Origin of the sequence: Falsiroseomonas sp. (genome assembly GCF_051859025.1) — a bacterium.
GTDB lineage: Bacteria > Pseudomonadota > Alphaproteobacteria > Acetobacterales > Acetobacteraceae > Falsiroseomonas.
The window spans coordinates 1-22,957 of sequence record NZ_JBHYGL010000014.1; the positions used below are offsets into that span (position 1 = coordinate 1).

The following is a 22,957-nucleotide window of genomic DNA, read 5'->3' on the forward strand; positions in this document are numbered from 1 at the left end:
AGAGGTGCGGAGAGGGGCGCGCAGCCCCTCTCTGCGGCCACCCGCGCAACACCCCCCTACCCGTCGATGTTCGTCGCCGAGCGGGGTCGGGCGGCCTGGTTCCAGGCCTGGCGGATGGCTTCGGCGACGGCGATGGGGTCGGGCACGCCGCGCAGCGTGTGGCGTTCCTCGGTGCGGCCTTCGGTCGCCTTGATGATGACGTCGCCGATGCCGAGCAGGCGGTGCCACAGGGGTTGGGTGGTGACGACATCCCGGATCCGGAAGACTTCGACGTCGTCGCGCACCTTGGTCAGGAAGCCGCTTTCGATGATGACGCGTTCGGTCGTCACCTGGATGCGCTGGCGGCCGAGGAAGGGCAGGCCGAGGCAGAGGATGGCGATGGTGCCGCGGACCAGGCCGTAGGACCGCTTGGTTTCGCGTGTGACGAGGATGTCGGTCTCGGCCATGGGATTCTCCGTTGTGGCGGCGAATCTAGGGGCGCGTCAGGCCCGCAGCCAGTCCCGCATCGCGGTGATGACGGCGTCCGGTTCCTCCATGGTCGGCAGGTGGCCGGCTTCGGGGATGCGGGCGAGGGTGGCGCCCGGGATGCCGGCGGCGATCTCCTCCGCCAGATGGGGTGGTGTCAGCGCATCGTGTTCGCCCACCACGACCAGGGTGGGCACGGCGATGCGGGCCAGGTCCGGGCGGCTGTCGGGGCGCTTGAGGATGGCGCGTTGCTGGCGGTGGAAGGCGGTGCGGCCGACGCGTTCGGCCATGGCCGTTACCTCCGCGCCAAGGGCCGTGGCCAGGTGGCGCGGGGCCAGCAGGGTCGGCAGCAGGCGGGGTGTCACGCCGCGGAACATGCCGGATTCCGACAGGGCCAGCAGGGCGCGGCGGCGGCGGGATTGTTCTTCCGTGTCGGGCCGGGCGGAGGTGTCCATCAGCGCCAGGCGGCCCACGCGGCCCGGGGCCTGGCGCATGATCTCCAGCGCCACATAGCCGCCCATGGACAGGCCGGCGACGGCGATCCCCTGGGCATCCCCCGCCGCCGACAGGGCGCGGCCGGCCATGGCAGGCAGGTTGTCGTCATGCGCCAGATCGGCGACGACGCAGCGCCAGGCGGGCGCGAAGGCGGCGACCTGGTCGCGCCACAGACGGGCGTCGCATAGCAGCCCGGGCAGGAGCAGGAGGGTGGGCCTGTCGGTCATGGCAGGGGCTCTATGGCGGGTGCCGCGCGCGGGCAAGCCGTCTTGCCTTGATTTCCGCGCGTTTCCGGCGCATATGGCGTCGGTCCCGCCCGGTCCCGCCTTCCGCGCCCCTTGGCGCCAGCGGGGCATCCCCACCCGAAGACGGGCCTCGGTTTCCAACCGCGGCGCGCCAGGGTGTCGGGCAGGCCCGAGGCAGACAGAGAACCAATCACGTTGAGCGATCACAGCGACGCGACCGCAACGGGCGCGGCCGATCCCGAGCACAAGAACGACGCCCCGGCGACGCCGGTGGCAACGCTATCGGCGGAGCCCCAGGCGCCCGCCGAACCGGCGGCGACCCCGGCTGAGCCGGAACCGGCGCCCGCCATGGCCGAGGCCGCGGACAGCGGGGCCGACGACGACCGCGCTGATGACGACCGGGACGATGATGACCGGGACGATTCGGATCGCGACGAAGACGATCGCGATGATGAAGACCGCGACGAAGACGACCGCGATGACGACGATCGCGATGATGAAGACCGCGGCGATGAAGACGGGGACGACCAGCGCAGCGAGGCCGAGCGGGCCTATGACGAGCAGGAGCCCGACGAGCCCGCCCGCACCACCTTCGCCGATCTCGGCCTGTCGGAGCCCATCCTCCGCGCCGTGACGGAAACCGGCTACCTGCATCCCACGCCGATCCAGGAATTCGCCATCCCCACGGTGCTGATGGGGCGTGACGTTCTGGGCTGCGCGCAGACCGGCACCGGCAAGACCGCGGGCTTCACCCTGCCGATGCTCGACATCCTGGCGGGGTCGCGCGCCAAGGCGCGCATGCCGCGCAGCCTGATCCTGGAGCCGACTCGCGAACTGGCGCTCCAGGTCGCCGAGAACTTCGTGAAGTACGGCAAGCACCTGAACCTCACGCACGCGCTGCTCATCGGCGGCGAGAGCATGAACGAACAGCGCGACGTGCTCGACAAGGGCGTCGATGTCCTGATCGCCACGCCGGGCCGGCTGCTGGACCTGTTCGATCGCGGCCGCATCCTGCTGGCGGATTGCAAGGTCCTCGTCATCGACGAAGCCGACCGGATGCTGGACATGGGCTTCATCCCGGATGTGGAGCGGATCGTCTCCCTCCTGCCGCGGATGCGCCAGACGCTGTTCTTCAGCGCCACCATGGCGCCGGAAATCCGCCGCCTGGCCGATGCCTTCCTGCAGAACCCGAAGGAGATCTCGGTCAGCGCCCCCGCGACCGTGGCCTCCACCATCACGACCGGCCTGGTCTGGGTGCGGGACATGGACAAGCGGGAAGCGCTGCGCCGGCTTCTGCGGCGTGAAGCCGTGCAGAACGCGCTGATCTTCTGCAACCGCAAGATCGACGTGGACATCCTCTACAAGTCGCTCAAGCGCCACGGCTTTTCGGTCGGTGCGCTGCATGGCGACCTCGAGCAGTCCATGCGCTTCGCGACGCTGAACAAGTTCAAGGCGAATGAGCTGCAGCTGCTGGTGTGCAGCGACGTGGCGGCGCGCGGGCTCGACATCGGCGGGCTCAGCCACGTCTTCAACTTCGACGTGCCCTTCCACGCGGAGGACTACGTCCACCGCATCGGCCGCACCGGCCGCGCCGGGCGCCAGGGCCATGCCTATTCGCTGGCGGCGCCGGAGGATGCGAAATCCGTCGCGGCGATCGAGAAGCTGACGGGCAAGCCGATCCCCCGCATGGAGATCGACGGTCTCGACCCCGTCTCCGCCGAGGAGATCGCGGAAGGCGCCAAGGCCAAGCGTGGCCGTGGCGGCAAGCCGATGGCTGGCGGGCGCGATGGCGCCCGTGGTGGCCGCGACGGCGCCCGGCCTGGCCGCGATGGCGGCCGCGGTGGCCGTGATGGCGGGCGTGACCGGGGTGGCCGCGATCACGATCGCGGGCGCCGCCCGCCGGTCGAGACCATCGAGACCGCGGCCGATGACGTGCCGCCGCGCGAAGCCCGCCCGCCGCGCGGCGGGCGCCGGGACGAAGCGCCGCGTGACGAAGCGCCCCGCGACCTGCCATCGCGTGACCTGCCTTCGCGCGACGCCGCATCGCGTGATGCGTCCTCGCGTGATCGGGCCCCGCGTGAGGGTGGACGCCGTGACGATCGCGGCCCGCGCCGCGATGGCCGCCCGTCCCGCGACCTGCCGCCGCGCGAGGAGATGCAGAGCTACGCCGCGCGGCGCGAGGAATTCCGCCGCGAGCGGAAGGAGGACCGGGAAGCCGGCCCCTCCCCCCGCGGCTTCGGCGATGCCGTGCCCGCCTTCATGCTGCTCCCCCTGCCCCGCCCGAAGCGGGACAGTGGGCAGGACTCCGATCCGGGCCCGGACGCGGAAGCGGCCTGATCTTTGGAACGGGACGCGGAAGCGGCCTGATTTCGGCACAGGACCGCGGAAGCGGCCTGATCCTTCCAAGGGGGCGCGAAGGCGCCCCCTTTTTGCTTGGCGGCGCTGGTTGCCGGATGCCGATACCCGCGCCAGATTGCGCCCCATAGTGCCAGGACTACCAGCCGAGGCCCGCCCACCCGCAGGAGCCAGGAGAACGCCATGAACGTCGTCACCCCCGTCACCACGCCGAAGAAGTCCAGCACCGCCCCCTTCACCTGGGACGATCCGCTGCTGCTGGATGAGGTCCTGACCGAGGACGAGCGGATGATCCGCGACGCGGCCCGCCAGTTCTGCCAGGAGAAGCTGCAGCCCCGCGTCCTGATGGCCTTCCGGAACGAGAAGTTCGACCGGGAGATCATGAACGAGTTCGGCGAGATGGGCTTCCTGGGCGCGACCCTCGATGGCTATGGCTGCGCCGGCGTCTCCTACGTCGCCTATGGCCTCATGGCCCGGGAGGTGGAGCGCGTGGATAGCGGCTATCGCAGCGCCTTCTCCGTCCAGTCCTCCCTCGTGATGTTCCCGATCCATGCCTATGGGTCGGAGGAGCAGAAGCAGAAGTTCCTGCCGAAGCTGCGCACCGGCGAATGGGTGGGCTGCTTCGGGCTGACGGAGCCCGATGCCGGTTCCGACCCGTCTTCGATGCGCACGCGCGCGAAGAAGGTGGATGGCGGCTACCTGGTCTCCGGCTCCAAGACCTGGATCACCAACTCCCCGATCGCCGATGTCGCGGTGGTCTGGGCGAAGGATGATGAGGGGATCCTGCGCGGCTTCCTGCTGGAACGCGGCATGAAGGGCCTGACCTTCCCGAAGATCGAGGGCAAGTTCTCGCTCCGCGCCTCCGTCACCGGCATGATCATGATGGATGAGGTCTTCGTGCCGGAGGAGAACCGCCTGCCCGGCGTGAAGTCCCTCGCCGCGCCCTTCTCCTGCCTCAACCGCGCGCGCTATGGCATCGCCTGGGGCTCCATGGGGGCCGCCGAGTTCTGCTGGCACGCCGCGCGCGACTACACGATGGGCCGCAAGATGTTCGGCCGCCCCCTGGCGCAGACCCAGCTGGTGCAGAAGAAGCTGGCCGACATGCAGACCGAGATCACACTCGGCCTGCACGCCGTGCTGCGCGTCGGCCGGCTGTTCGACGAACACAAGGCGGCGCCGGAGATGATCTCGCTCGTCAAGCGCAACAATTGCGGCAAGGCGCTCGATATCGCCCGCGTGTCGCGCGACATGCACGGCGGCAACGGGATCGTCGACGAGTATCACGTGATCCGCCACATGGTGAACCTGGAGACGGTGAACACCTATGAGGGCACGCATGACGTCCATGCGCTGATCCTCGGCCGCGCCCAGACCGGCCTCAACGCCTTCGGCGGCTGAGGCCGGAACCGCCCGACGGCGCGCGATGGACACGCTTTCCGTCGCCGCCGCGGGCAACGCCATCGCCGGCAGCCTGACGCCGGCCTTCCTGCTGGCCGGCGTGATGACGGCGCTTCGCCTGCTGTCGGAACGCCGGAACCGCCTGGTGGACCGGGTTCATGCCGCCCATGCGGCGCGTGAGTCCGGCCCCAACATCGCGCTGCTGCGGCGGCGCGCGGGCATCGCCCTTGGTGCCATGCTGGGCTGCATCCTGGCCGCGCTGCTGGTCTGCGCACTCGTGGCGGCCACCTTCCTCGCGCTGATCTATGACTGGGCGCTGGGGCCGCTGCTGGCGGCGCTGATGCTGGGCACCATGGCCATGCTGGCCGCGGGCCTGCTGTGTTTCCTGGCCGAGGCGGCACTCGCCCGCACCGACCTGCCGCCCCTTGCCCCGACTGGATCCCCTTCTTGTCCGAACCCACCACCCAGCGCCTGACCGTCACCCGCCTCGGCAGCGCGGGGGATGGCGTGGCGGAGACGCCGCAGGGCCCCGTCTTCATCGCCGGCACGCTGCCGGGCGAGGAGGTGCTGGTGGACATGGCCGGCCGCCGCGGCGAAGGCATCGCCGCGGGCCTGGTGGCGGTGGAAACGCCGAGCGCCGATCGCGTCGCGCCCCCCTGCCCGCATTTCCTGGTGGATTGCGGCGCCTGCGCCCTGCAGCACATGGCCCTGCCCGCCTACCACGCCTGGAAGCGCGACAGGCTGGTGGAGGCGATGGCCCGCGCGGGCATGAAGGTGGAAGTCGCGCCCCTTGTCGCCGCCCCCCCCGGCACGCGCCGCCGCGCCGACCTGGCGCTGAAGCGCGTGCCGCATGGCGTGGCGCTGGGCTTCCACCAGCGCGGCACCAATGCCATCGCGGACCTTTCCACCTGCCGTGTGCTGGACCCCCGCCTGGTGGCGCTGTTCCGCCCGCTGCGGGAGGTGCTGAAAAGGCTCGGCGCGCTGAAGCGGGAGGGCTCCGCCGTGCTGAACCTGCTGGATAGCGGGCCCGACCTGCTGCTGCGCACGGATGGGCCGCTGGACGCGGCGCAGCGATCCATCCTGGCCGCCTTCGGCATCGCCCATGGCATCCCGCGCATCGCCTGGGCGCTGGGCGATGGCGTGCTGGAGACGGCGGCGCAGGCCGGCCCGGTCAAGCTGATGCTGGCCGGTGTCGCCGTGGCACCGCCGCCCGGCGCCTTCCTGCAGGCAGCACCAGAAGGCGAGGCCGGGATCGTCGCCGCGGTGCGCGCCGCCCTGCCGCGCAAGCTGGCGCCGAGGGCGCGGATCGCGGACCTCTATGCCGGCATCGGCACCCTGTCCTTCCCACTGGCCACCACCCACCGCGTCGCGGCCTATGAGGGCGAGGCCGGCGCCGTCGCCGCGCTGGATGCCGCCGCGCGCAAGGCGGGTGGGCGGGTGGAGGCCATCAAGCGGGACCTCGCCTATCGCCCGCTGCTGCCGGCGGAGCTGGATGCCTTCGGGGCCGTGGTGCTCGACCCGCCCTATAACGGCGCGGTGGAGCAGGTGGCGCAGATCGCGCGCAGCAAGGTCCGGCACGTCATCTACGTCTCCTGCAACCCGGTCGCGCTGGCGCGGGATGCGGCGGTGCTGGGCAAGGCGGGGTTCAAGGCGGTCTCCGCCGTGCCGGTGGACCAGTTCCCGTGGTCGCCGCACCTCGAATCGGTTGTCGCCTTCGCGCGCTGAAATCCCGCCTGACGAAAGAAGCTTGCGGCGGGACCGCCCTTGGGGGTTGCATCCAGCGCCAGCCGCCCAACGTCGCGGCGAGCCAACCGCCACGGAGGGAAGAACCATGATCCGCAGGTCCATGTTCATGGGGGCGGCCGCCGCCCTTGCCGCGCCCGCGCTGCTGCGTGCCTCCCCCGCCTTGGCCCAGGCGGCCGCCCCTACCACGGCGCCGGTGGCCCCGGCTCCTCTCGCCCAGGCGCCGGGCTTCTTCCGCTTCCGGCTGGGGTCGCTGACGGTCACGATGCTGCATGACGGCAGCCGCGCCATCCCGCTGAATGCGGGCTTCGTGCGCAATGCCTCGCTGGAAGACGTGCAGCGCGTGCTGGCGGAAAGCTTCCTGCCGACCGACACCTTCCGCATCCCCTTCACCCTGACCTGCGTGGAGACGGCGAACGGCCTGGTGCTGTTCGATACCGGCAACGGACCCTCCGGCCCCAATGCGCCGGTCGGGCTGCTGGTGCAGAACATGCGGGCCGCGGGGCTCGATCCCGCGCGCGTCACCACGGTCGTGTTCAGCCATTTCCATGGCGACCACATCAGCGGGTTGCTGAACGCCGATGGCACGGCCGCCTTCCCGAATGCGGAACTGGTGGTGCCGACGCCGGAATGGGCCTGGTGGACCGATGCGGGGAATGAGAGCCGCAGCCCCGAATTCCAGCGGGCCACCTTCGCCAACACCACGCGGCGCTTCGCCCCGTACCAGGGCAAGGTGCGCCAGGTGGCGCCGGGGGCGGAGGTGCTGCCCGGCATCACCAGCATCGCGGCGCATGGCCATACGCCTGGCCACACGATCTACCGGGTCTCCAGCGGCAACGAACAGCTGGTCTTCCTGGCGGACCTCACCAACCGGCCGGAGGTCTTCGCCCGCCGCCCCGATTTCCACCTGGTCTTCGACTTCGACGCGCAGGCGGCGGAAGCCACGCGGCGCCGGGTGTTCGACATGGTCTCGACGGACCGGATCCGCGTCACCGGCTACCACTTCCCCTTCCCCTCCACGGGCTTCATGGCGAAGGACGGCAATGGCTACCGCTTCGTACCGTCCGACTGGGCGGCGGCTGGCTGAAGGAGAGATGACCATGACGATCGATCGACGCGGCCTGCTGGCCGCCGGCGCGGGCCTGGCGCTCGCGCCCTCCCTCGCCCCGTCCCAGGCGCTGGCGCAGTCCCCCGCCTTGCATCGCGTGGCGGTGGGGGGGCTGGAGGCCTTCGTGGTCACGGACGGGTCCGTGGTGCGGGCCGATGCCACCCAGGGCTTCGTGCTGAACGCGACGCCCGCGCAGGTGGCCGCCGCCATGCAGGCCGCGGGGATGGCAGGCACGGCGCTGGACAACCCCTTCAACGTCACGGTGGTGAAGACGCCGCGGGGGCTCATCATGCTGGATGTCGGGCGCGGCGCGCCGGGCAGCCAGATGCTGGCCAATATGCGCGCGGCGGGGCTGGACCCCGCGCAGGTGATCCTGGTGGTGCACACGCATTTCCACGGCGACCATATCGGCGGGCTGACGGATGCGCAGGGCCAGGCGGTGTTCCCGGGCGTGCCGGTCCTCGTGCCGGAACGGGAATGGGCCTACTGGACCGATGCCGGCGAGGAATCCCGCGCGCCGGAAGGCCGCCGCCCCGGCTTCGCCAATGTGCGGCAGAAATTCGCGCCCTATCGCGACCGCGTGCAGACCTTCGCGCCCGGCGCGACGGTGGCGCCGGGGATCACGGCCATCGCGACCAACGGGCATTCGCCCGGCCATGCCTCCTTCATGATCGCCGATGGGCGGGACCAGCTTCTGGTCATCGGCGATGCGGTGAACGCGCCGGCCTTCTTCATGGCCAATCCGGAATGGCACCCGGTCTTCGACATGGATGCCACCATGGCGGTGGAGACGCGCCGCCGCCTGCTGGACCAGGCGGCGACGGACCGCATCCCGGTCGTCGGCTACCACTTCCCCATGCCGGCCACGGGCCGGGTGGAGCGCGCGGGCACCAGCTTCCGCCTGGTGCCGGCCAACGCGTGACGTGACCAGGCGGGACGGGCGATGGCTGTTCCATGCCGTCGCCCGTCCCGCTAATCTTCCGGCCAATGGAAACGTCCCGACGCAGCCTCCTCCTCGCCGCCGGCGCGATGCCGCTGGCGGTGCCCTTCATCGCCCGCGCCCAGGGCACGGCCCAGCCGCCGCCGATCCTGTTCGTGCATGGCAATGGCGACCATGCCGCGCTGTGGCTCTCCACGCTCTGGCGGTTCGAGAGCAATGGCTACCCGGCGGATCGGCTGCTGGCGGTGGACATGCCGGACCCGCTGGCGCGGGACGATGACGCCGTGCCCCAGGCGGGGCGCAGCGGCAGCGCGGAACAGACGCAACGCCTGGCCGCCTTCGTCGCGGATTTCCGCGCCCGCCACGGCGGCGCGCGCATCGCGCTCGTCGGCAATTCCCGCGGTGGCTACCCCATCCGCGACTTCGTCGTGCAGCAGGGCGGCAGCGACGCCGTCTCCCACGCCGTGCTCTGCGGCACGCCCAATCGCGGCGTCTATGACTGGCCGGAGATCCGCAACCGCGAATTCAACAGCCAGTCCGATTTCCTGCGCCGGCTGAATGGCGGCACGACCGATGTGGTGCCCGGCACCGCCTTCCTGACGCTGCGCAGCGCCTGGAACGACGTCTTCGCCCAGCCCCGCGCCATCTGGTCCGGAACGCCGGACCGGCCCACGGGCACCGATGTCGACGGGCCTGAACTGCGCGGCGCCACCAATCTGGTGCTGGGCGCGCTGGATCACCGGGAGGTCGCCTATCACGCGCGCGCTTTCGCCGAGATCTTTTCGTTCGTGACCGGTCGCCCGCCCTCCCGCCTGTCGGTGGAACCCGAAGCCAGGCCTGTGCTGGACGGGCGCGTCACCAACACCGCCGGCGGCGTCACCAACCGGCCCGTGGCGGGCGCGACGGTCGAGGTCTTCCGCGTCTCGCCCGAGACGGGCGCGCGGATGGGGGACGCCATCCATCGCCGCGTGACGGAGGAGGATGGCCGCTGGGGCGGGGTGCCGGTGGGGCCGGACTGGACGCTGGAATTCGTCGTCGCCGCGCCGCGCCACCCCATCACCCACATCTATCGCGGCCCCTTCCCGCGGGGATCATCGGTGGTGAACCTGCGGCCCGCCCGCGCGCCAACCCAGGCGGAGCGCGATGGCGGCGGCGGCGTGGTGCTGTTCCAGCGCACCCGCGGCTATTTCGGCATCCCGCGCGACGCGATCCTGCTGGATGGCCGCGTGCCGCCGGAATTGCGGCCTGGTGTCGCGATCTCGGCGCTCGCCACGCGGCAGCTTCCCGCGGCGGAACTCGGGCGCCCGGTGGTGGGCATCTTCAACGAGGAACGCGTCGTCTCCCGCGCCTGGCCGGCGGCGGAGAACCGGATCACGCTTGCGGAGCTGACCTGGTAGAAGGTCGCCCAGGCACCCCGGCGGGTCGGCTTCGCGGGTCTTTCTCGCCCCTGCGTCGTTACCAGGCTGGCCGATGCAACCAGCATCGGCGGCGCCCGGTGCCTTGCAGGGACAAGAAATCCCTCGCGAATCCTCAGCCGCCGGAGCGCCCTGACGACCTCAGGACTTCCGGGTTCACCACGGCATCGCTTGGCGGCGTGCGGCCGAGCAGGATGTCGAGCAGGTGGCGCGCCGCTGTCTCCGCCGTCGCGCTTCGGGCGACGGTGGTGGCGGCGCCGACATGCGGGCTCAGGATGGCATTGGGCAGGCCGAGCAGCGGGTTGTCGCGGGGCGGCGGCTCCTGCGTCAGCACATCGATGCCGGCACCCCAGATGCGGCCCTCCCGCAGCGCCTCGGCCAGCGCGGCTTCATCCACCAGGCCGCCCCGGCCGGTATTCACCAGGATCGCCTCCTTCCCCATCAGCGCCAGTTCGTCGGCGCCGATCAGGTTGCGGGAGGTCTCCGTCAGCGGGATGTGCAGCGACAGCACGTCGCAGCCGCGGATCAGGTCGTGCAGCGTGGCCGCGCGGGTGACGGGGGCGATGTCGCCGGCCTTGTGGAGGTTGGGGCTCCAGGCGCTGACCTCCATGCCGAAGGCCTGCGCCAGCGCCGCCACCTTCTGCGCGATGCGCCCATAGCCCACCAGGCCGAGCCGCCGCCCGCGCAGTTCCAGCCCGAGCCGCGCGCGTTCCCAGCCCCCCGCCTGGATCGCCGTGTTGTGCCGCGCGATGTTGCGCGCGACGGTCAGCATCAGCCCCATGGCGTATTCGGCGACGGATTGCGCATTGGCGCCGACCGCCGTCAGCACCGCGATCCCCTGCGCCGTCGCCGCCGGCATGTCGAGATTGTCGTAGCCCACGGCCGCGCGGCTGATGACGCGGATCGTGGGGCAGCTTCGCATCGCATCGCCCCCGATCGGCACGATGCGGGAGATGATGCCGTCATAGGCCGTGGTGGCGAGCCTGCGTTCCAGCTCCGCCCGCGCGCCCTGCGCCGACAGCGCGCCGGACGCGTCGGCGGCGAGGAAATCCACCCGGCAGCCGGCTGCCTCGAGCATCCCGAGGCCGGGCTGGTCGAGATGGGTGTGGGTGACGAGAACCTGGAAACGGGCCATGCCCCCTCCTCGCGCTTCGGCCCGGCGCGGTCAATACGCCCGCGGTGCCGAACGGGCCGCGATGCGAAGGCGTTCTCCCCCCCGCGGCGCGGCGAGGATGCGGGGATGGCAGGCCAGGCAACGCAGAACGACAAGGGCGGGCAGAACCGCGGCAAGGACCGGCGCAGACACGTCCCCGCAACAAGCGGTTAAGGAGGCTCGACAAGGCTGCGAGGGCGCGGGACGTCCCGTTCCGCGACCCAAGTTGAAGGGACGGCAGCCATGGCGACGACACGGGCGGTTGCCGCGACCGGCAACAGGTACATCGACGGCGTGCTGTCCGGCACCGCCTGGAACGGCCCGCTGACCTTCAGCTTTCCCGATGCGGCCGGCGAATACGAATCGCCCTATGGCACCAACGAACCCGGCAGCGGCTTCGCGCAGGTGTCGCTGGCGACGATGCAGGTCGCCCGCCATGCGCTGGCCGGCACCAGCGGCACCACCGGCGGCAATGCCGTGCTGCGTGGCGCCGGCGTGGCCGATTTCACGCTGCTCGCCATCACCGACGCGGGGTTCGATGGCGGCGATCTGCGCCTGGCGCAGTCCAGCCTGCCCGCCACGGCCTATGCCCGCTATCCCGCCGGCGGATCGGGCGGCGATATCTGGTTCGGCACCGCCTACAACTACCGGAACCCCACGCTGGGCAACTACGCCTACCACACCACGCTGCATGAGATCGGCCACGCGCTGGGCCTGAAGCATTCGCAGGAAGCAGGCGGGCCGGGCGCCACCGCGGTGCCGGCGGATCGCGACGGCCTCGAATTCACGGTGATGAGCTACCGCAGCTACATCGGCGGCCCGGCCGGTGGCTACACCTACGAACAATGGTCCGCGCCGCAATCCTACATGATGCTGGACGTCGCGGCGCTGCAGGTGATGTACGGCGCGGACTTCGCCATGCAGGCCGGGGACACGACCTATAGCTGGAACCCCGCCACCGGGCAGATGTCCGTCAACGGCGCGGGCCAGGGCACGCCGGGCGGCAACCGCATCTTCCTGACGATCTGGGACGGTGGCGGTCGCGATACCTATGACCTCTCGAACCATGCCGGCGGCGTCACCATCGACCTCTCGCCCGGCGGCTGGTCCATCGCCAGCACGGCGCAGCTGGCGATGCTCGGCACCGGCAGGATGGCGCGCGGCAATGTCTTCAACGCGATGCAGCACCAGGGCGATGCGCGATCGCTGATCGAGGACGCGGTCGGCGGCGCGGGCCATGACCGCATCACGGGTAACGAGGCCGCGAACTGGCTGCGCGGCAATGGCGGCAATGATACGCTGCGGGGCGGAGGGGGCGCGGACACGCTGGAAGGCGGCACGGGCGCCGACAGCCTTGTGGGTGGCCTCGGGGATGATTGCTACGTCGTGGGCGATGCCGCCTGCGTGGTGGTGGAGACGACGGGCCAGGGCAATGACCTCATCCGCGCTTCCGTCACCTGGATGCTGGGCACCAACCTGGAATCGCTGACGCTGACGGGCACCGCCGATATCGACGGCACGGGCAACACGCTGGCCAATACGCTGGTCGGCAATGCCGGCGCCAACCGCCTGGCGGGTGGGGCCGGCAACGACCTGATCCAGGGCCTGGGCGGGGCGGATGTGCTGGATGCCGGGCTCGGCGCCGATACGCTGGTCGGTGGCATGGGCAATGACCTCCACTACATCCGTGCTGCCACGCAGGTCGTCGTGGAGGCGGCCGGCGAAGGCGCGGATACCATCATCTCCTCCGTCGCCTTGACCCTGGCCACCGCGGTCGAGGATCTGGTGCTGTCCGGCACCTCAGGCATCGCGGGCACCGGCAATGCCGAGAACAACGTCATCACCGGCAATACCGGCGCCAACCGCCTGCGGGGCCTGGACGGCGCCGACACGCTGCTGGGCGGCGCGGGCGCCGATACGCTGGATGGCGGCGCGGGCGCGGATCGCCAAATCGGCGGCCTCGGCAATGATGTGCATGTCGTGGACGATGCAGGCGATCTGGTCGTGGAGGATGCGCCCGGCGGCACCGACCTGGTGCAGAGCAGCGTGGACTGGACGCTGGGCAGTGAGGTGGAGCGGCTGACGCTGACCGGCAGTGCGGGCCTGGCCGGCACGGGCAATGCAGTGGCCAACCTCATCACCGGGAATGCGGGCGACAATGCGCTCCGCGGCCTGGAGGGTGCCGATACGCTGACTGGCGGCCTGGGCAACGATACGCTGGAGGGCGGGGCAGGCAATGACCTGATGACCGGCGGCCTGGGCGATGACCGCTACATCCTGGACAATGCGGCGGACCGGGTGGTGGAGGCCGCGGGCAGCGGCATGGATACGGTGCTCGCCAGCCATTCCTTCGTGCTGGCCACCAACCTGGAAGCGCTGGAACTGGCGGGATCGGACGCCATCAACGGCACCGGCAATGCGGTGGCGAACGCCATCACCGGGAATGACGGCGACAACATCCTCTCCGGCATGGCCGGCAACGACACGCTGCTGGGCGGCGAGGGCGCGGATACGCTGCGTGGCGGGCTGGGCGCCGATGCGCTGACCGGCGGCGATGGCGCGGATGCCTTCCGCTTCGCCCTGCCGACGGAAGGCGGCGACCGCATCACCGACTTCACGGCGGGGGAGGATGTGGTTCAGATCTCCGCCATCGGCTTCCGCGGCGGGCTGGTGGCGGGCATGGATTTGGCGGCCCTGAACCGCCTGCAGATCAACGCGGCGGGAACGCCGGTGGGCACGCTGGCGCAGCTGATCTTCGCCACGGACACGCATCTGCTGAGCTGGGACAGCAACGGCACGCTGGCCGGTGGCGCCACCGTGCTGGCCGAACTGCCCGGCGCGACGCCGACCGCGAGCTGCTTCGTCGTGATCGCCTGAGGATCAGGCCACCCCATTCGTCCAGACGAGGCCGGGCAGCGCGGCGACGAAGCGGGCGGGATCGACCCCCTTCGCGGCCAGCGCCTGCGCCAGATCGGCCGGGGCGCTGTCCACGCCTTCATTCGTCAGGTTGAAGGTGCCCCAATGGTAGCCGAGCGCCTGGCGCGAGCCGAGCAGTTCGAAGCCCTGCACGGCATCATCGGGATTCATGTGCTGCGCCTGCATGAACCAGCGCGGTTCATAGGCGCCGATCGGCAGCAGCGCCATGCCGAGGCCGGGATGGCGCTGCGCGATGCGGCGGAAGGGGCGCCCCTGGTCGAAACCCGTGTCGCCAGCGAAGAAGATGCCATCGCCGATGCCCTTCAGCACGAAGCCGCCCCATAGCGCGTGGTTGCGGTCGAAGACGCCGCGGGCGGACCAGTGGTGCACGGCCTCCAGCGTCGTCGTCACGCCCATGCCGAGGTCCCGCTGCTCATGCCAGTCCATCGTCTCCACCACCATGCCGGGGTGGTGGCCGCGCAAGATCACGTCATTGCCGAGCGGCGCCAGGATACGCGGGCGGTCGCGTTCCCACAGCCGACGCAGCGTCTCCACATCCATGTGGTCGTAATGGGCGTGGGAGAGCAGCACGACATCGATCTTCGGGAGCTTCGTGAAATCGATGCCGGGCGCGTTGACGCGCTTCGGGCCGGTGAAGCTGAAGGGGCTCGCGCGGTCGGAGAGGACGGGATCGGTGAGGATGTTGAGGCCCGCGCCCTGGATGAGGAAGGTCGCGTGCCCCACGAAGCTGATGCGAAGCGCGCCGCCCGGTACGCGATCCGGCGGCACATCCTGCGGGAAGGGACTCGGGAAGGCTTCCGGCCAGGCGGTGCGCGTTTCCGTCAGCTGCCAGCGCAGGAACTGCGTGAAGGGGCGCGGTGGCTCCCCGCCCGGGTTGAAGAAGCGGGCGCCGTCGAAATGGTCGGAAACGGGGCCGGCGTAGTAGTCGCTGCCACCCCCCGTGGTCACGCAGGCGCCGAGGATCGGGATGCTGGCCAGCAGGGCGGCCAGCTTGCGGCGGGTGATGGCGTGGGGCGGCAAGGGTAGGCTTCCCATGGTGGAAGCCAGCATGTGGCGCGGCGACAACACCGCGCCAAGGCGTCGTAACAATCCGTCAGACGTGGAAGCTTTCGCCGCAGCCGCAGCGGCCCTTCTCGTTCGGATTGGTGAAGGTGAAGCCGGCGGACATGGCCTTCACCTCGTAATCCATCACGGTGCCGATCAGGAACAGCGTCGCCTTGCGGTCCACCAGGACAGTGATGCCCTTGTCGGTCACGACTTCATCACCGGGGCCCGCCGCATCAACCCAGGACAGGTCGTAGGACATGCCCGAACAGCCCTTGGTCTTGACGGCGATGCGCAGAAGCTTGCCGGCCTCGCCCTTCTCATACAGCCCGCGCAGCCGTTCCACGGCGCCGTCGGACAGCGTCATCAGCGGCGGCAGGGCCCGCTTGGGGCGGGCGGGAGCCTCGGTGGAGATGCTCATGGTGTCACCCTAACCTTGGGGCGGCCGATGCTGCGGCCGCCGTCAGTACATGTTGAGCGCGAGGCGCGCATCCTCGCTCATCCGGCTCTGGTCCCAGGGCGGATCCCAGACGACCTCGACCGTCACATCGGTCACGCCCGGCACGGCGCGGACCGCTTCTTCCGCCTGGGCCGGCAGTTCCTGGGCCGAGGGGCAGGAAGGGGTGGTCAGCGTCATCTCGACCTTCACATGCCCGTCGTCGCCGATCTCGACCGCGTAGATCAGGCCGAGTTCGTAGATATCGACGGGGATTTCCGGGTCGAAGACGGTCTTGAGGACGGCGATGACCGCATCCTCATGGATCTTCACCGGCGGCTCCGTCGCGCCATCAGGCGTCCAGGCGCCGTGGTTCGGCAGGGTTGGCGTCTCACTCACTGCTCGCCTCCTTCGCCTGGCCATCGAGGGCGGCGTTCAAGGTATGCCAGGCCAGCGTCGCGCATTTCACGCGGCTCGGGAAGTCATGCACGCCGGACAACGGAGCGAGCCGCTCCATGTCATCCGCCAGGTCGCCGCCGCATTCGGGGCAGGTGCCGGTCATGGCGAGCGTCCGGAACTTGTCGCTCATCTCATGCGCCTGCGCCGGCGACTTGCCCTTGACCGTATCGGTCATGAGCGAGGCGCTGGCCATGGAGATGGCGCAGCCGCGGCCCTGGAAGGCGGCGTCGGCGATGGAACCATCGGGCGCCATCTTCAGGAACAACTCCATCCGGTCGCCGCACATGGGGTTGTCACCCCGCGCGGTGCGGTCGGCGTCATCCAGCCGCCGGAAGTTACGCGGCTTGCGGCCATGGTCCAGGATGACTTCCTGGTAGAGGTCGCGGAGATCGTCAAAGAGACCGCCACTCATCGAAAGAACTCCCTCGCCTGCCCCAACGCATCAGCGAGGAGATCGACTTCCTCCGGCGTCGTGTAGAGGCCGAAGGAGGCACGGCAGGTGCTCTCGACATTGAAGCGCGCATGCAGCGGTTCCGCGCAATGGCGGCCGGACCGCACCGCGATTCCCGCACGGTCCAGCAGCGTCGCGACATCATGCGCATGGGCCGTGTCGATCGCGAAGGCGAAGACGCCGCCGCGATCCTGCGCGCGGCCGAGCAGCGTGACACCCTCGATATGCGGCAGGCGCGCCATGGCGCGATCGACCAGCGCGCGTTCATGCGCCTCGATCGCCGGCATGCCGATGGCCTCGACATAGTCGATGGCGGCGTGCAGGCCGATCGCCTCGATGATCGGCGGCGTCCCGGCCTCGAATTTTCCGGGGATGGGCGCCCAGATCGACTTCTCGAAGGTGACTTCGGCAATCATGTCCCCGCCGCCGAGGAAAGGCGGCATCGCTTCCAGCAGCGTGGCCTTGGCATAGAGCACGCCGATGCCGGTCGGGCCGTAGAGCTTGTGGCCGGTGAACACATAAAAGTCCGCGTCCAGCGCCTGCATGTCCACGCGGCGATGCACCGCGGCCTGGCTGCCATCGAACAGCACCTTGGCCCCGGCCTCATGCGCCATCCGCGCGATCAACGCCGCAGGCGTGACGGTGCCGAGCACGTTGGACATATGCGTGACGGCGACGAGCCCGACCTTGCCATCCGCGAGCTTCGCCGCGAGGTCTTCGAGGTCAAGCTCCCCGGCATCGGTGATGCGCGCCACGCGAAGCTCGATGCCATGCGCGTCGCGCAGCATCTGCCAGGGCACCAGGTTCGCGTGGTGCTCCATCTCGGAGATCACCACCGCCTGGCCGGGCTTCATCACGCCGCGGCCGTAGCTGTGCGCCACCAGGTTGATGGCGTTGGTGCTGCTGCCGGTGAAGATGATCTCGCGCTCATCGGCCGCGTTCAGGAAGCGCTGCACGGCGCGGCGAGAGGCCTCAAAGGCCTCCGTCGCCTGCTCGCTCATGTGGTAGGCGCCGCGATGGACGTTGGCGTAGGCCTTCTCCATCATCCGCACCATGGCGCCGATGACCTGGCGCGGCTTCTGGGCGGAGGCACCGCTGTCGAGGAAGGTGAACTTCTTCCCGCGCACCGTCTCCGACAGGATCGGGAAATCCGCCCGGATCGCCGCAAGGTCGAGCCTCGGCGCCATGTGCCCGTCCATCACGCGACCTCGATCCCGCCGGCCACGCCCTGGCGCTGCCACCAGCCGGCCACCGCGCCGGACAGCGCCGCCCGGATCGCCTCATCGGCCACGGCTTCCACCGCTTCCGTCAGGAAGGCCTCGACGAGAATCGCCTTGGCCTGTTCCAGGGGAATGCCGCGGCTGCGCAGGAAGAACAGGTTGTCCGCATCCAGCTCACCGACGGTCGCGCCATGGCTGCACTTCACGTCGTCAGCGTAGATTTCGAGCTGCGGCTTGCTGTCGATCTCCGCGTCCGGGCTCAGCAGCAGCGCCTGGTTCATCTGGTAGCCATCGGTCTTCTGCGCGATCTTGCGCACCAGGATCTTGCCCTGGAAGACGCCGCGCGAACGGCCGGCCAGCACCGTCTTGTAGGTCTGGCGGGATGCGCAATCCGGCGCCGCGTGGTCCAGCGCCGTCGTCGTATCGGCATGCTGGCCATCGGCGACCAGCTGCACGCCGTTCATGTGACATTCGGCCTTGGGGCCGGCCAGCGCCACATGGATCTCGTTCCGCGCCAGCCGGGCGCCGGCGTTGAGCGTGAAATTGTCGTAGGTCCCGCCCTCCGCCACCGCCGCATAGACGGTGGAGAGGAAGAAGGCATCGAGGCCTTCCTGCTGCAGGCGGCCATGATTGAATCGCGCGCGGGCGGCGACCTCAATCTCGAAGACCGGATTGTGCAGGTAGCGTGCGGCGGCGGGGCCGGCGGCGGTCTCGATCAGCGTGAGCGATGCGCCTTCCGCCAGCCGCACCAAATGGCGCGGATGGTAGGCCGGCGCACGGTCCGACAGCGTGGCGAAGGACAGCAGTTCCAGCACGCCACCGGCAACGCCGGCGGGCACGGTCACGACCAGCCCATCCTCGAACAGCATGGCGTTCAGCGCGGCCAGCGCCTGCTCCGCCGGGCGCGCGACGGCGCCGAGCCGCCCTTCCAGCGAGGGCAGCGCCACGGCCAGGCTTTCGACCGCATAGGCCAGGCCATCCAGCGTCGAGAGGTCCGCGCGGAAGCGGCCATCGACGAAGACCGCACGGGGATTGCCGGTGGCGGGCAGCGCCAGCGCATCGTCCACGCCCGTCAGCGGTTCGCCGAACACAGTGCCGTTGACGGCGGCGAGGTCGGTGTAGCGCCAGGCCTCGACGCGGCGCGTCGGGAAGCCCTGCGCGCGGAAGGCGGCCGCGGCGGCTTCGCGCATCGCCACGACCCAGGGCAGCCCCGCGCCCGGCAGGCGCGCGCGCAGCCCCTCATGCCGCGCCAGGAAGGCCGCGGCGCCGGTGGTGTTGACCGCCGTCATGCCGCGGCCACCGAGGCGGCGTAGCCCGTCGCCTCGAGCTCCTGCGCCAGTTCCGGGCCGCCGCTGCGGATGATGCGGCCGGCGGACAGCACATGCACGTGGTCCGGCACGATGTGGTTCAGCAGGCGCTGGTAATGCGTGATGACCAGCGCGCTGAAGGTCGGGCCGCGCAGGCTGTTCACCGTATCCGCCACCATCTTCAGGGCGTCGATGTCGAGCCCGCTGTCGGTCTCATCCAGCAGCGCCAGCGTCGGCGACAGCATCGCCATCTGCAGCATCTCGTTCCGCTTCTTCTCACCACCGGAGAAGCCGACATTCACGGGGCGCTTCAGCATGTCGTCCGGCATGTTCAGCACCTTCATGCGCGCGCGGGCGAGCTTGAGGAACTGGATCGCGTCCACCTCGCTATCGCCCTTCGCACGACGCACCGCGTTCAGCGCCGTGCGCAGGAAGTTGGCGTTGCCGACGCCGGGCAGTTCGACGGGTGCCTGGAAGGCCAGGAACACGCCGGCGACGGCACGCTCCTCCGGCTCCATCGCCAGCAGGTCCTGGCCCTTGTAGGTGACGGAGCCTTCCGTGACCTCATAGCCCTCCCGCCCCGCGAGCACGTAGCTGAGGGTGGATTTGCCGGAGCCGTTCGGCCCCATGATGGCGTGGATCTCGCCCGGCGCGATCTCCAGCGTCAGGCCCTTCAGGATCTGCTTGCCATCGACCGTGGCGTGCAGGTTCTCGATCTTCAGCATGATATCAGGCGATCCCTTAACCGACCGAGCCTTCGAGGCTGATCTGCAGCAGCTTCTGCGCTTCCACGGCGAATTCCATCGGCAGTTCCTTAAGGACCTCCCGGCAGAACCCGTTGACGATGAGGCCCACGGCATCTTCTTCGCTCAAGCCGCGCTGGCGGCAGTAGAAGAGCTGGTCCTCCGCGATGCGGGACGTCGTCGCCTCATGCTCCACCTTGGCGGACATGCAGCGGTTCTCGATGTAGGGCACGGTATGCGCGCCGCATTCGTCGCCGATCAGCAGGCTGTCGCATTGCGTGAAGTTGCGGGCGCCGGCGGCCTGCGGGCTGATCTTCACCAGGCCGCGATAGGTGTTCTGCCCGCGGCCGGCGCTGATGCCCTTGCTGACGATGGTGCTGCGCGTGTTCTTGCCGATGTGGAACATCTTCGTCCCGGTATCGGCCTGCTGGCGGTTGTTGGTGATGGCGACAGAGTAGAATTCACCGACGCTGTCATCGCCACGCAGGATGCAGGACGGATACTTCCAGGTGATGGCAGACCCGGTCTCGACCTGCGTCCAGCTCACCTTGCTCCGCGCGCCGCGGCAATCCGCGCGCTTGGTGACGAAGTTGTAGATGCCGCCCTTCCCCTCGGCGTCGCCGGGGTACCAGTTCTGCACCGTGCTGTACTTGATCGTCGCATCATCCAGCGCGACGAGTTCCACCACCGCGGCATGCAGCTGGTTCTCGTCCCGCTGCGGGGCCGTGCAGCCTTCGAGGTAGCTGACCGTGCTGCCCTCATCCGCGATGATCAGCGTGCGCTCGAACTGGCCCGTGCTCTTCGCATTGATGCGGAAATAGGTGGACAGCTCCATCGGGCAGCGGACGCCCTTCGGGATGTAGACGAAGCTGCCATCGGTGAAGACGGCGCTGTTCAGCGCGGCGTAGAAATTGTCGGCCTGCGGCACCACGGTGCCGAGGTACTTCCGCACGAGTTCAGGATGTTCCTGCACCGCCTCGCTGATCGCGCAGAAGATGATGCCGTCCTTGGCCAGGCGCTCCTTGTAGGAGGTGGCGACGGAGACGCTGTCGAACACCGCATCCACGGCGATGGGCATGCGCCCGCCATCCGCCGGCGTGTCGCCCGCGCCATCGACGCCGGCGAGGATGGCCTGTTCCTTCAGCGGGATGCCGAGCTTGGCGTAGACCCGCAGCAATTCCGGATCGACCTCATCCAGCGACTTCGGCTTCACCTTCTGCGTCGGCGCCGCGTAGTAGTAGGAATCCTGGAAGTCGATCTTCGGGTAGGAGACGGCGGCCCAGGCGGGTTCCTCCATCTTCTTCCACATGGCGAAGGCCTTCAGCCGCCATTCCAGCAGCCAGGCGGGCTCATTCTTCTTCGCGGAGATGAAGCGGACGATGTCCTCGTTCAGGCCCTTGGGCGCGAACTCCATCTCGATGTCGGTCTCGAAACCCCATTTGTAGCCGCCCTCGGTGACGGACTGGACGGTTTCGAGTGTCTCGGTGACGGCGGGCATGGAACTTGTCCTACTCGGCCAGAAGGGCAGGCACGGGGATTTCGACGGTGCGTGGCGCGGGCATCGGCAGGCGGGGACCGGGTGCCGCGATCTCGCTGACCATGATGGCGGACAGCGCGCCGCGGATGGCGGCATTCACGGGGTCCCAGCGACCACGCACGGGGCAGGTATTCTCGGCCTCGCAAAGACCGAATCCACCATCGACGCAGGCGGTCAGGGCGATCGGGCCGTCGATGGCGACGATCACGTCCGACAGCGGCAGGGATGACAGCGGGCGCAGCAGGCGGTATCCGCCCCGCGCCCCACGCAGCCCCTCCACCAGCCCCGCCTGGGCCAGCATCTTCAACACCTTGGCGACCGTGGGTTCCGCAACACCGGTGCCGCTGGCAAGCCCGGGGGCGGTCTGAACGCCTCCCTCGGCCTCCAGGCGGCTCAGCACCACCACGGCATAATCGGTGAATTTCGAGACCCGCAGCACGCGGCGTCGCTCCCGCTCTGTCAAAGGGGACCCTGAGGGTCCGGATTGGCAGATGCGCCCGCCCCCCGCCGGAGTCAAGGTCATGCCGCATGGCTTGCCGACTCAATGTCATGGCGCCACGATCCGCCCTGCCTGAGACCAGGGCCTGCGACCAGACTGGAGAGACGATGCCTACGATCCGCGCCGATGACGGGGTGAACCTGTACTACGAGGAAGCGGGCTCCGGCACGCCCATGGTCTTCGTGCATGAATATGCCGGCGACCATCGGAGCTGGGAGGCGCAGATGCGCTTCTTCTCCCGCCGCTATCGCTGCGTCACCTACGCCGCCCGGGGCTACACGCCGTCCGAGGTCCCGTCCGATCCCGCCAAGTACAGCCAGGACCGCGCGACGGATGACATCGCCGCCGTGATCAAGGGTCTCGGCCTCGGCAAGACGCATGTCGTCGGCCTGTCCATGGGCGGCTTCGCGACGCTCCATATGGGCCTGCGGCACGCGGATATCTGCCGCAGCTTGGTGGCCGCCGGCGTCGGCTATGGCGCATCCCCCGACAAGATGCCGCAATTCCACAAGGAGACGGACGCCGCCATCGCCCGCATCCGGTCCGAGGGCATGGAAACCTTCGGCCTGACCTACAGCCGCGGCCCGACCCGCCTGGTGTTCGAGGAGAAGGACCCCCGCGGCTACAAGGAATTCCAGGACCAGCTGCGGGAACACAGCACCGAAGGCTCCGCCCTGACCATGAACGGCGTGCAGCGCCGCCGCCCCAGCCTGTTCGACCTGAAGGACGGCTTCGCCAGCATGGAAGTGCCGACGCTGGTGATCGCGGGCGACGAGGATGACCCGACGCTGGAGGCCAGCATCTACCTGAAGCGCACCATCAAGAGCAGCGCGCTGCTGGTCATGCCGAAATGCGGCCACACCATGAATTTGGAGGATCCGGAAGCCTTCAACCGCGCGGTGCTGGACTTCGTCACCCAGGTGGATGCCGGCCGCTGGACCAACCGCATCCCCGCCAGCCTGTCCGGCGGCATCATCGCGGCGGCCGAGAAGTAGCAGCAACGGGCG

At 69.7% G+C, this 22,957-nt stretch carries 21 protein-coding genes; 9 read left to right on the forward strand and 12 right to left on the reverse strand.

Going from position 1 to position 22,957, the window contains the following annotated elements; all coding sequences use genetic code 11:
- Positions 1 to 56 precede the first annotated feature (56 nt).
- Positions 57 to 446, reverse strand: coding sequence for a PH domain-containing protein (locus tag ACTIE5_RS14970; RefSeq protein ID WP_439550502.1), 390 nt, complete (start codon positions 444 to 446; stop codon positions 57 to 59).
- A 36-nt stretch (positions 447 to 482) separates the two neighbouring features.
- A complete protein-coding gene (locus ACTIE5_RS14975) occupies positions 483 to 1,187 on the reverse strand; it encodes an alpha/beta fold hydrolase (RefSeq protein ID WP_439550503.1) in 705 nt (234 codons plus the stop codon).
- Between the two features lie 366 nt (positions 1,188 to 1,553).
- Here ACTIE5_RS14975 and ACTIE5_RS14980 point away from each other — a divergent pair, with 366 nt between their 5' ends.
- The 7 genes from ACTIE5_RS14980 to ACTIE5_RS15010 all read left to right on the forward strand — a co-directional run bounded on the left by ACTIE5_RS14980 (position 1,554) and on the right by ACTIE5_RS15010 (position 10,146).
- Positions 1,554 to 3,542: a DEAD/DEAH box helicase gene (locus ACTIE5_RS14980; protein ID WP_439550603.1), complete on the forward strand. Its 1,989-nt coding sequence runs from the start codon at positions 1,554 to 1,556 to the stop codon at positions 3,540 to 3,542.
- Positions 3,543 to 3,743: 201 nt separating this feature from the next.
- Entirely contained in the window at positions 3,744 to 4,958 is a 1,215-nt protein-coding gene (locus tag ACTIE5_RS14985) for an acyl-CoA dehydrogenase (RefSeq protein WP_439550504.1), read from the forward strand.
- Positions 4,959 to 4,983: 25 nt separating this feature from the next.
- Entirely contained in the window at positions 4,984 to 5,433 is a 450-nt protein-coding gene (locus ACTIE5_RS14990; protein WP_439550505.1) for a DUF2721 domain-containing protein, read from the forward strand.
- Positions 5,406 to 6,683: a class I SAM-dependent RNA methyltransferase gene (locus ACTIE5_RS14995; protein ID WP_439550506.1), complete on the forward strand. Its 1,278-nt coding sequence runs from the start codon at positions 5,406 to 5,408 to the stop codon at positions 6,681 to 6,683. The genes ACTIE5_RS14990 and ACTIE5_RS14995 overlap by 28 nt, the downstream gene beginning before the upstream one ends.
- A gap of 106 nt (positions 6,684 to 6,789) precedes the next feature.
- Positions 6,790 to 7,788: an MBL fold metallo-hydrolase gene (locus tag ACTIE5_RS15000; RefSeq protein ID WP_439550507.1), complete on the forward strand. Its 999-nt coding sequence runs from the start codon at positions 6,790 to 6,792 to the stop codon at positions 7,786 to 7,788.
- 13 nt (positions 7,789 to 7,801) lie between these two features.
- Positions 7,802 to 8,731, forward strand: coding sequence for an MBL fold metallo-hydrolase (locus ACTIE5_RS15005; RefSeq protein ID WP_439550508.1), 930 nt, complete (start codon positions 7,802 to 7,804; stop codon positions 8,729 to 8,731).
- A 65-nt stretch (positions 8,732 to 8,796) separates the two neighbouring features.
- On the forward strand, positions 8,797 to 10,146 hold the full coding sequence (locus ACTIE5_RS15010) for a hydrolase (RefSeq protein ID WP_439550509.1): 1,350 nt from the start codon (positions 8,797 to 8,799) through the stop codon (positions 10,144 to 10,146).
- 133 nt (positions 10,147 to 10,279) lie between these two features.
- Here ACTIE5_RS15010 and ACTIE5_RS15015 read toward each other — a convergent pair whose 3' ends face one another.
- Entirely contained in the window at positions 10,280 to 11,299 is a 1,020-nt protein-coding gene (locus ACTIE5_RS15015; RefSeq protein WP_439550510.1) for a hydroxyacid dehydrogenase, read from the reverse strand.
- Between the two features lie 261 nt (positions 11,300 to 11,560).
- On the opposite strand from ACTIE5_RS15015, the gene ACTIE5_RS15020 reads away from it, so the two are divergent.
- Positions 11,561 to 14,194, forward strand: coding sequence for a M10 family metallopeptidase (locus ACTIE5_RS15020; RefSeq protein WP_439550511.1), 2,634 nt, complete (start codon positions 11,561 to 11,563; stop codon positions 14,192 to 14,194).
- A 3-nt stretch (positions 14,195 to 14,197) separates the two neighbouring features.
- On the opposite strand, the gene ACTIE5_RS15025 is transcribed toward ACTIE5_RS15020, so the two are convergent.
- The 9 genes from ACTIE5_RS15025 to ACTIE5_RS15065 form a co-directional block, all read right to left on the reverse strand.
- Positions 14,198 to 15,274: an MBL fold metallo-hydrolase gene (locus ACTIE5_RS15025; protein ID WP_439550512.1), complete on the reverse strand. Its 1,077-nt coding sequence runs from the start codon at positions 15,272 to 15,274 to the stop codon at positions 14,198 to 14,200.
- A 73-nt stretch (positions 15,275 to 15,347) separates the two neighbouring features.
- On the reverse strand, positions 15,348 to 15,719 hold the full coding sequence (locus tag ACTIE5_RS15030; protein ID WP_439550513.1) for a HesB/IscA family protein: 372 nt from the start codon (positions 15,717 to 15,719) through the stop codon (positions 15,348 to 15,350).
- A 42-nt stretch (positions 15,720 to 15,761) separates the two neighbouring features.
- Entirely contained in the window at positions 15,762 to 16,157 is a 396-nt protein-coding gene (locus ACTIE5_RS15035) for an SUF system Fe-S cluster assembly protein (RefSeq protein ID WP_439550514.1), read from the reverse strand.
- Positions 16,126 to 16,605 carry a Fe-S cluster assembly sulfur transfer protein SufU gene (gene sufU / locus ACTIE5_RS15040; protein WP_439550515.1) on the reverse strand — a complete coding sequence of 160 codons (480 nt, stop codon included), beginning with the start codon at positions 16,603 to 16,605 and terminating at the stop codon, positions 16,126 to 16,128. Before sufU ends, ACTIE5_RS15035 begins: the two co-directional genes overlap by 32 nt.
- On the reverse strand, positions 16,602 to 17,843 hold the full coding sequence (locus ACTIE5_RS15045) for an aminotransferase class V-fold PLP-dependent enzyme (protein WP_439550604.1): 1,242 nt from the start codon (positions 17,841 to 17,843) through the stop codon (positions 16,602 to 16,604). The genes sufU and ACTIE5_RS15045 overlap by 4 nt, the downstream gene beginning before the upstream one ends.
- Positions 17,843 to 19,153 carry a Fe-S cluster assembly protein SufD gene (sufD, locus tag ACTIE5_RS15050; RefSeq protein ID WP_439550516.1) on the reverse strand — a complete coding sequence of 437 codons (1,311 nt, stop codon included), beginning with the start codon at positions 19,151 to 19,153 and terminating at the stop codon, positions 17,843 to 17,845. The genes ACTIE5_RS15045 and sufD overlap by 1 nt, the downstream gene beginning before the upstream one ends.
- Positions 19,150 to 19,896: a Fe-S cluster assembly ATPase SufC gene (sufC, locus tag ACTIE5_RS15055; protein ID WP_439550517.1), complete on the reverse strand. Its 747-nt coding sequence runs from the start codon at positions 19,894 to 19,896 to the stop codon at positions 19,150 to 19,152. Before sufC ends, sufD begins: the two co-directional genes overlap by 4 nt.
- Positions 19,897 to 19,912: 16 nt before the next feature.
- Positions 19,913 to 21,412 (reverse strand): Fe-S cluster assembly protein SufB, encoded by a 1,500-nt coding sequence (gene sufB / locus ACTIE5_RS15060; RefSeq protein ID WP_439550518.1) that lies wholly within the window; start codon positions 21,410 to 21,412, stop codon positions 19,913 to 19,915.
- A gap of 10 nt (positions 21,413 to 21,422) precedes the next feature.
- Positions 21,423 to 21,890 carry an SUF system Fe-S cluster assembly regulator gene (locus ACTIE5_RS15065; protein WP_439550519.1) on the reverse strand — a complete coding sequence of 156 codons (468 nt, stop codon included), beginning with the start codon at positions 21,888 to 21,890 and terminating at the stop codon, positions 21,423 to 21,425.
- A 167-nt stretch (positions 21,891 to 22,057) separates the two neighbouring features.
- Between ACTIE5_RS15065 and ACTIE5_RS15070 the strand changes: the two genes are divergently transcribed.
- Positions 22,058 to 22,945: an alpha/beta fold hydrolase gene (locus ACTIE5_RS15070; protein WP_439550520.1), complete on the forward strand. Its 888-nt coding sequence runs from the start codon at positions 22,058 to 22,060 to the stop codon at positions 22,943 to 22,945.
- Positions 22,946 to 22,957: the final 12 nt, after the last annotated feature.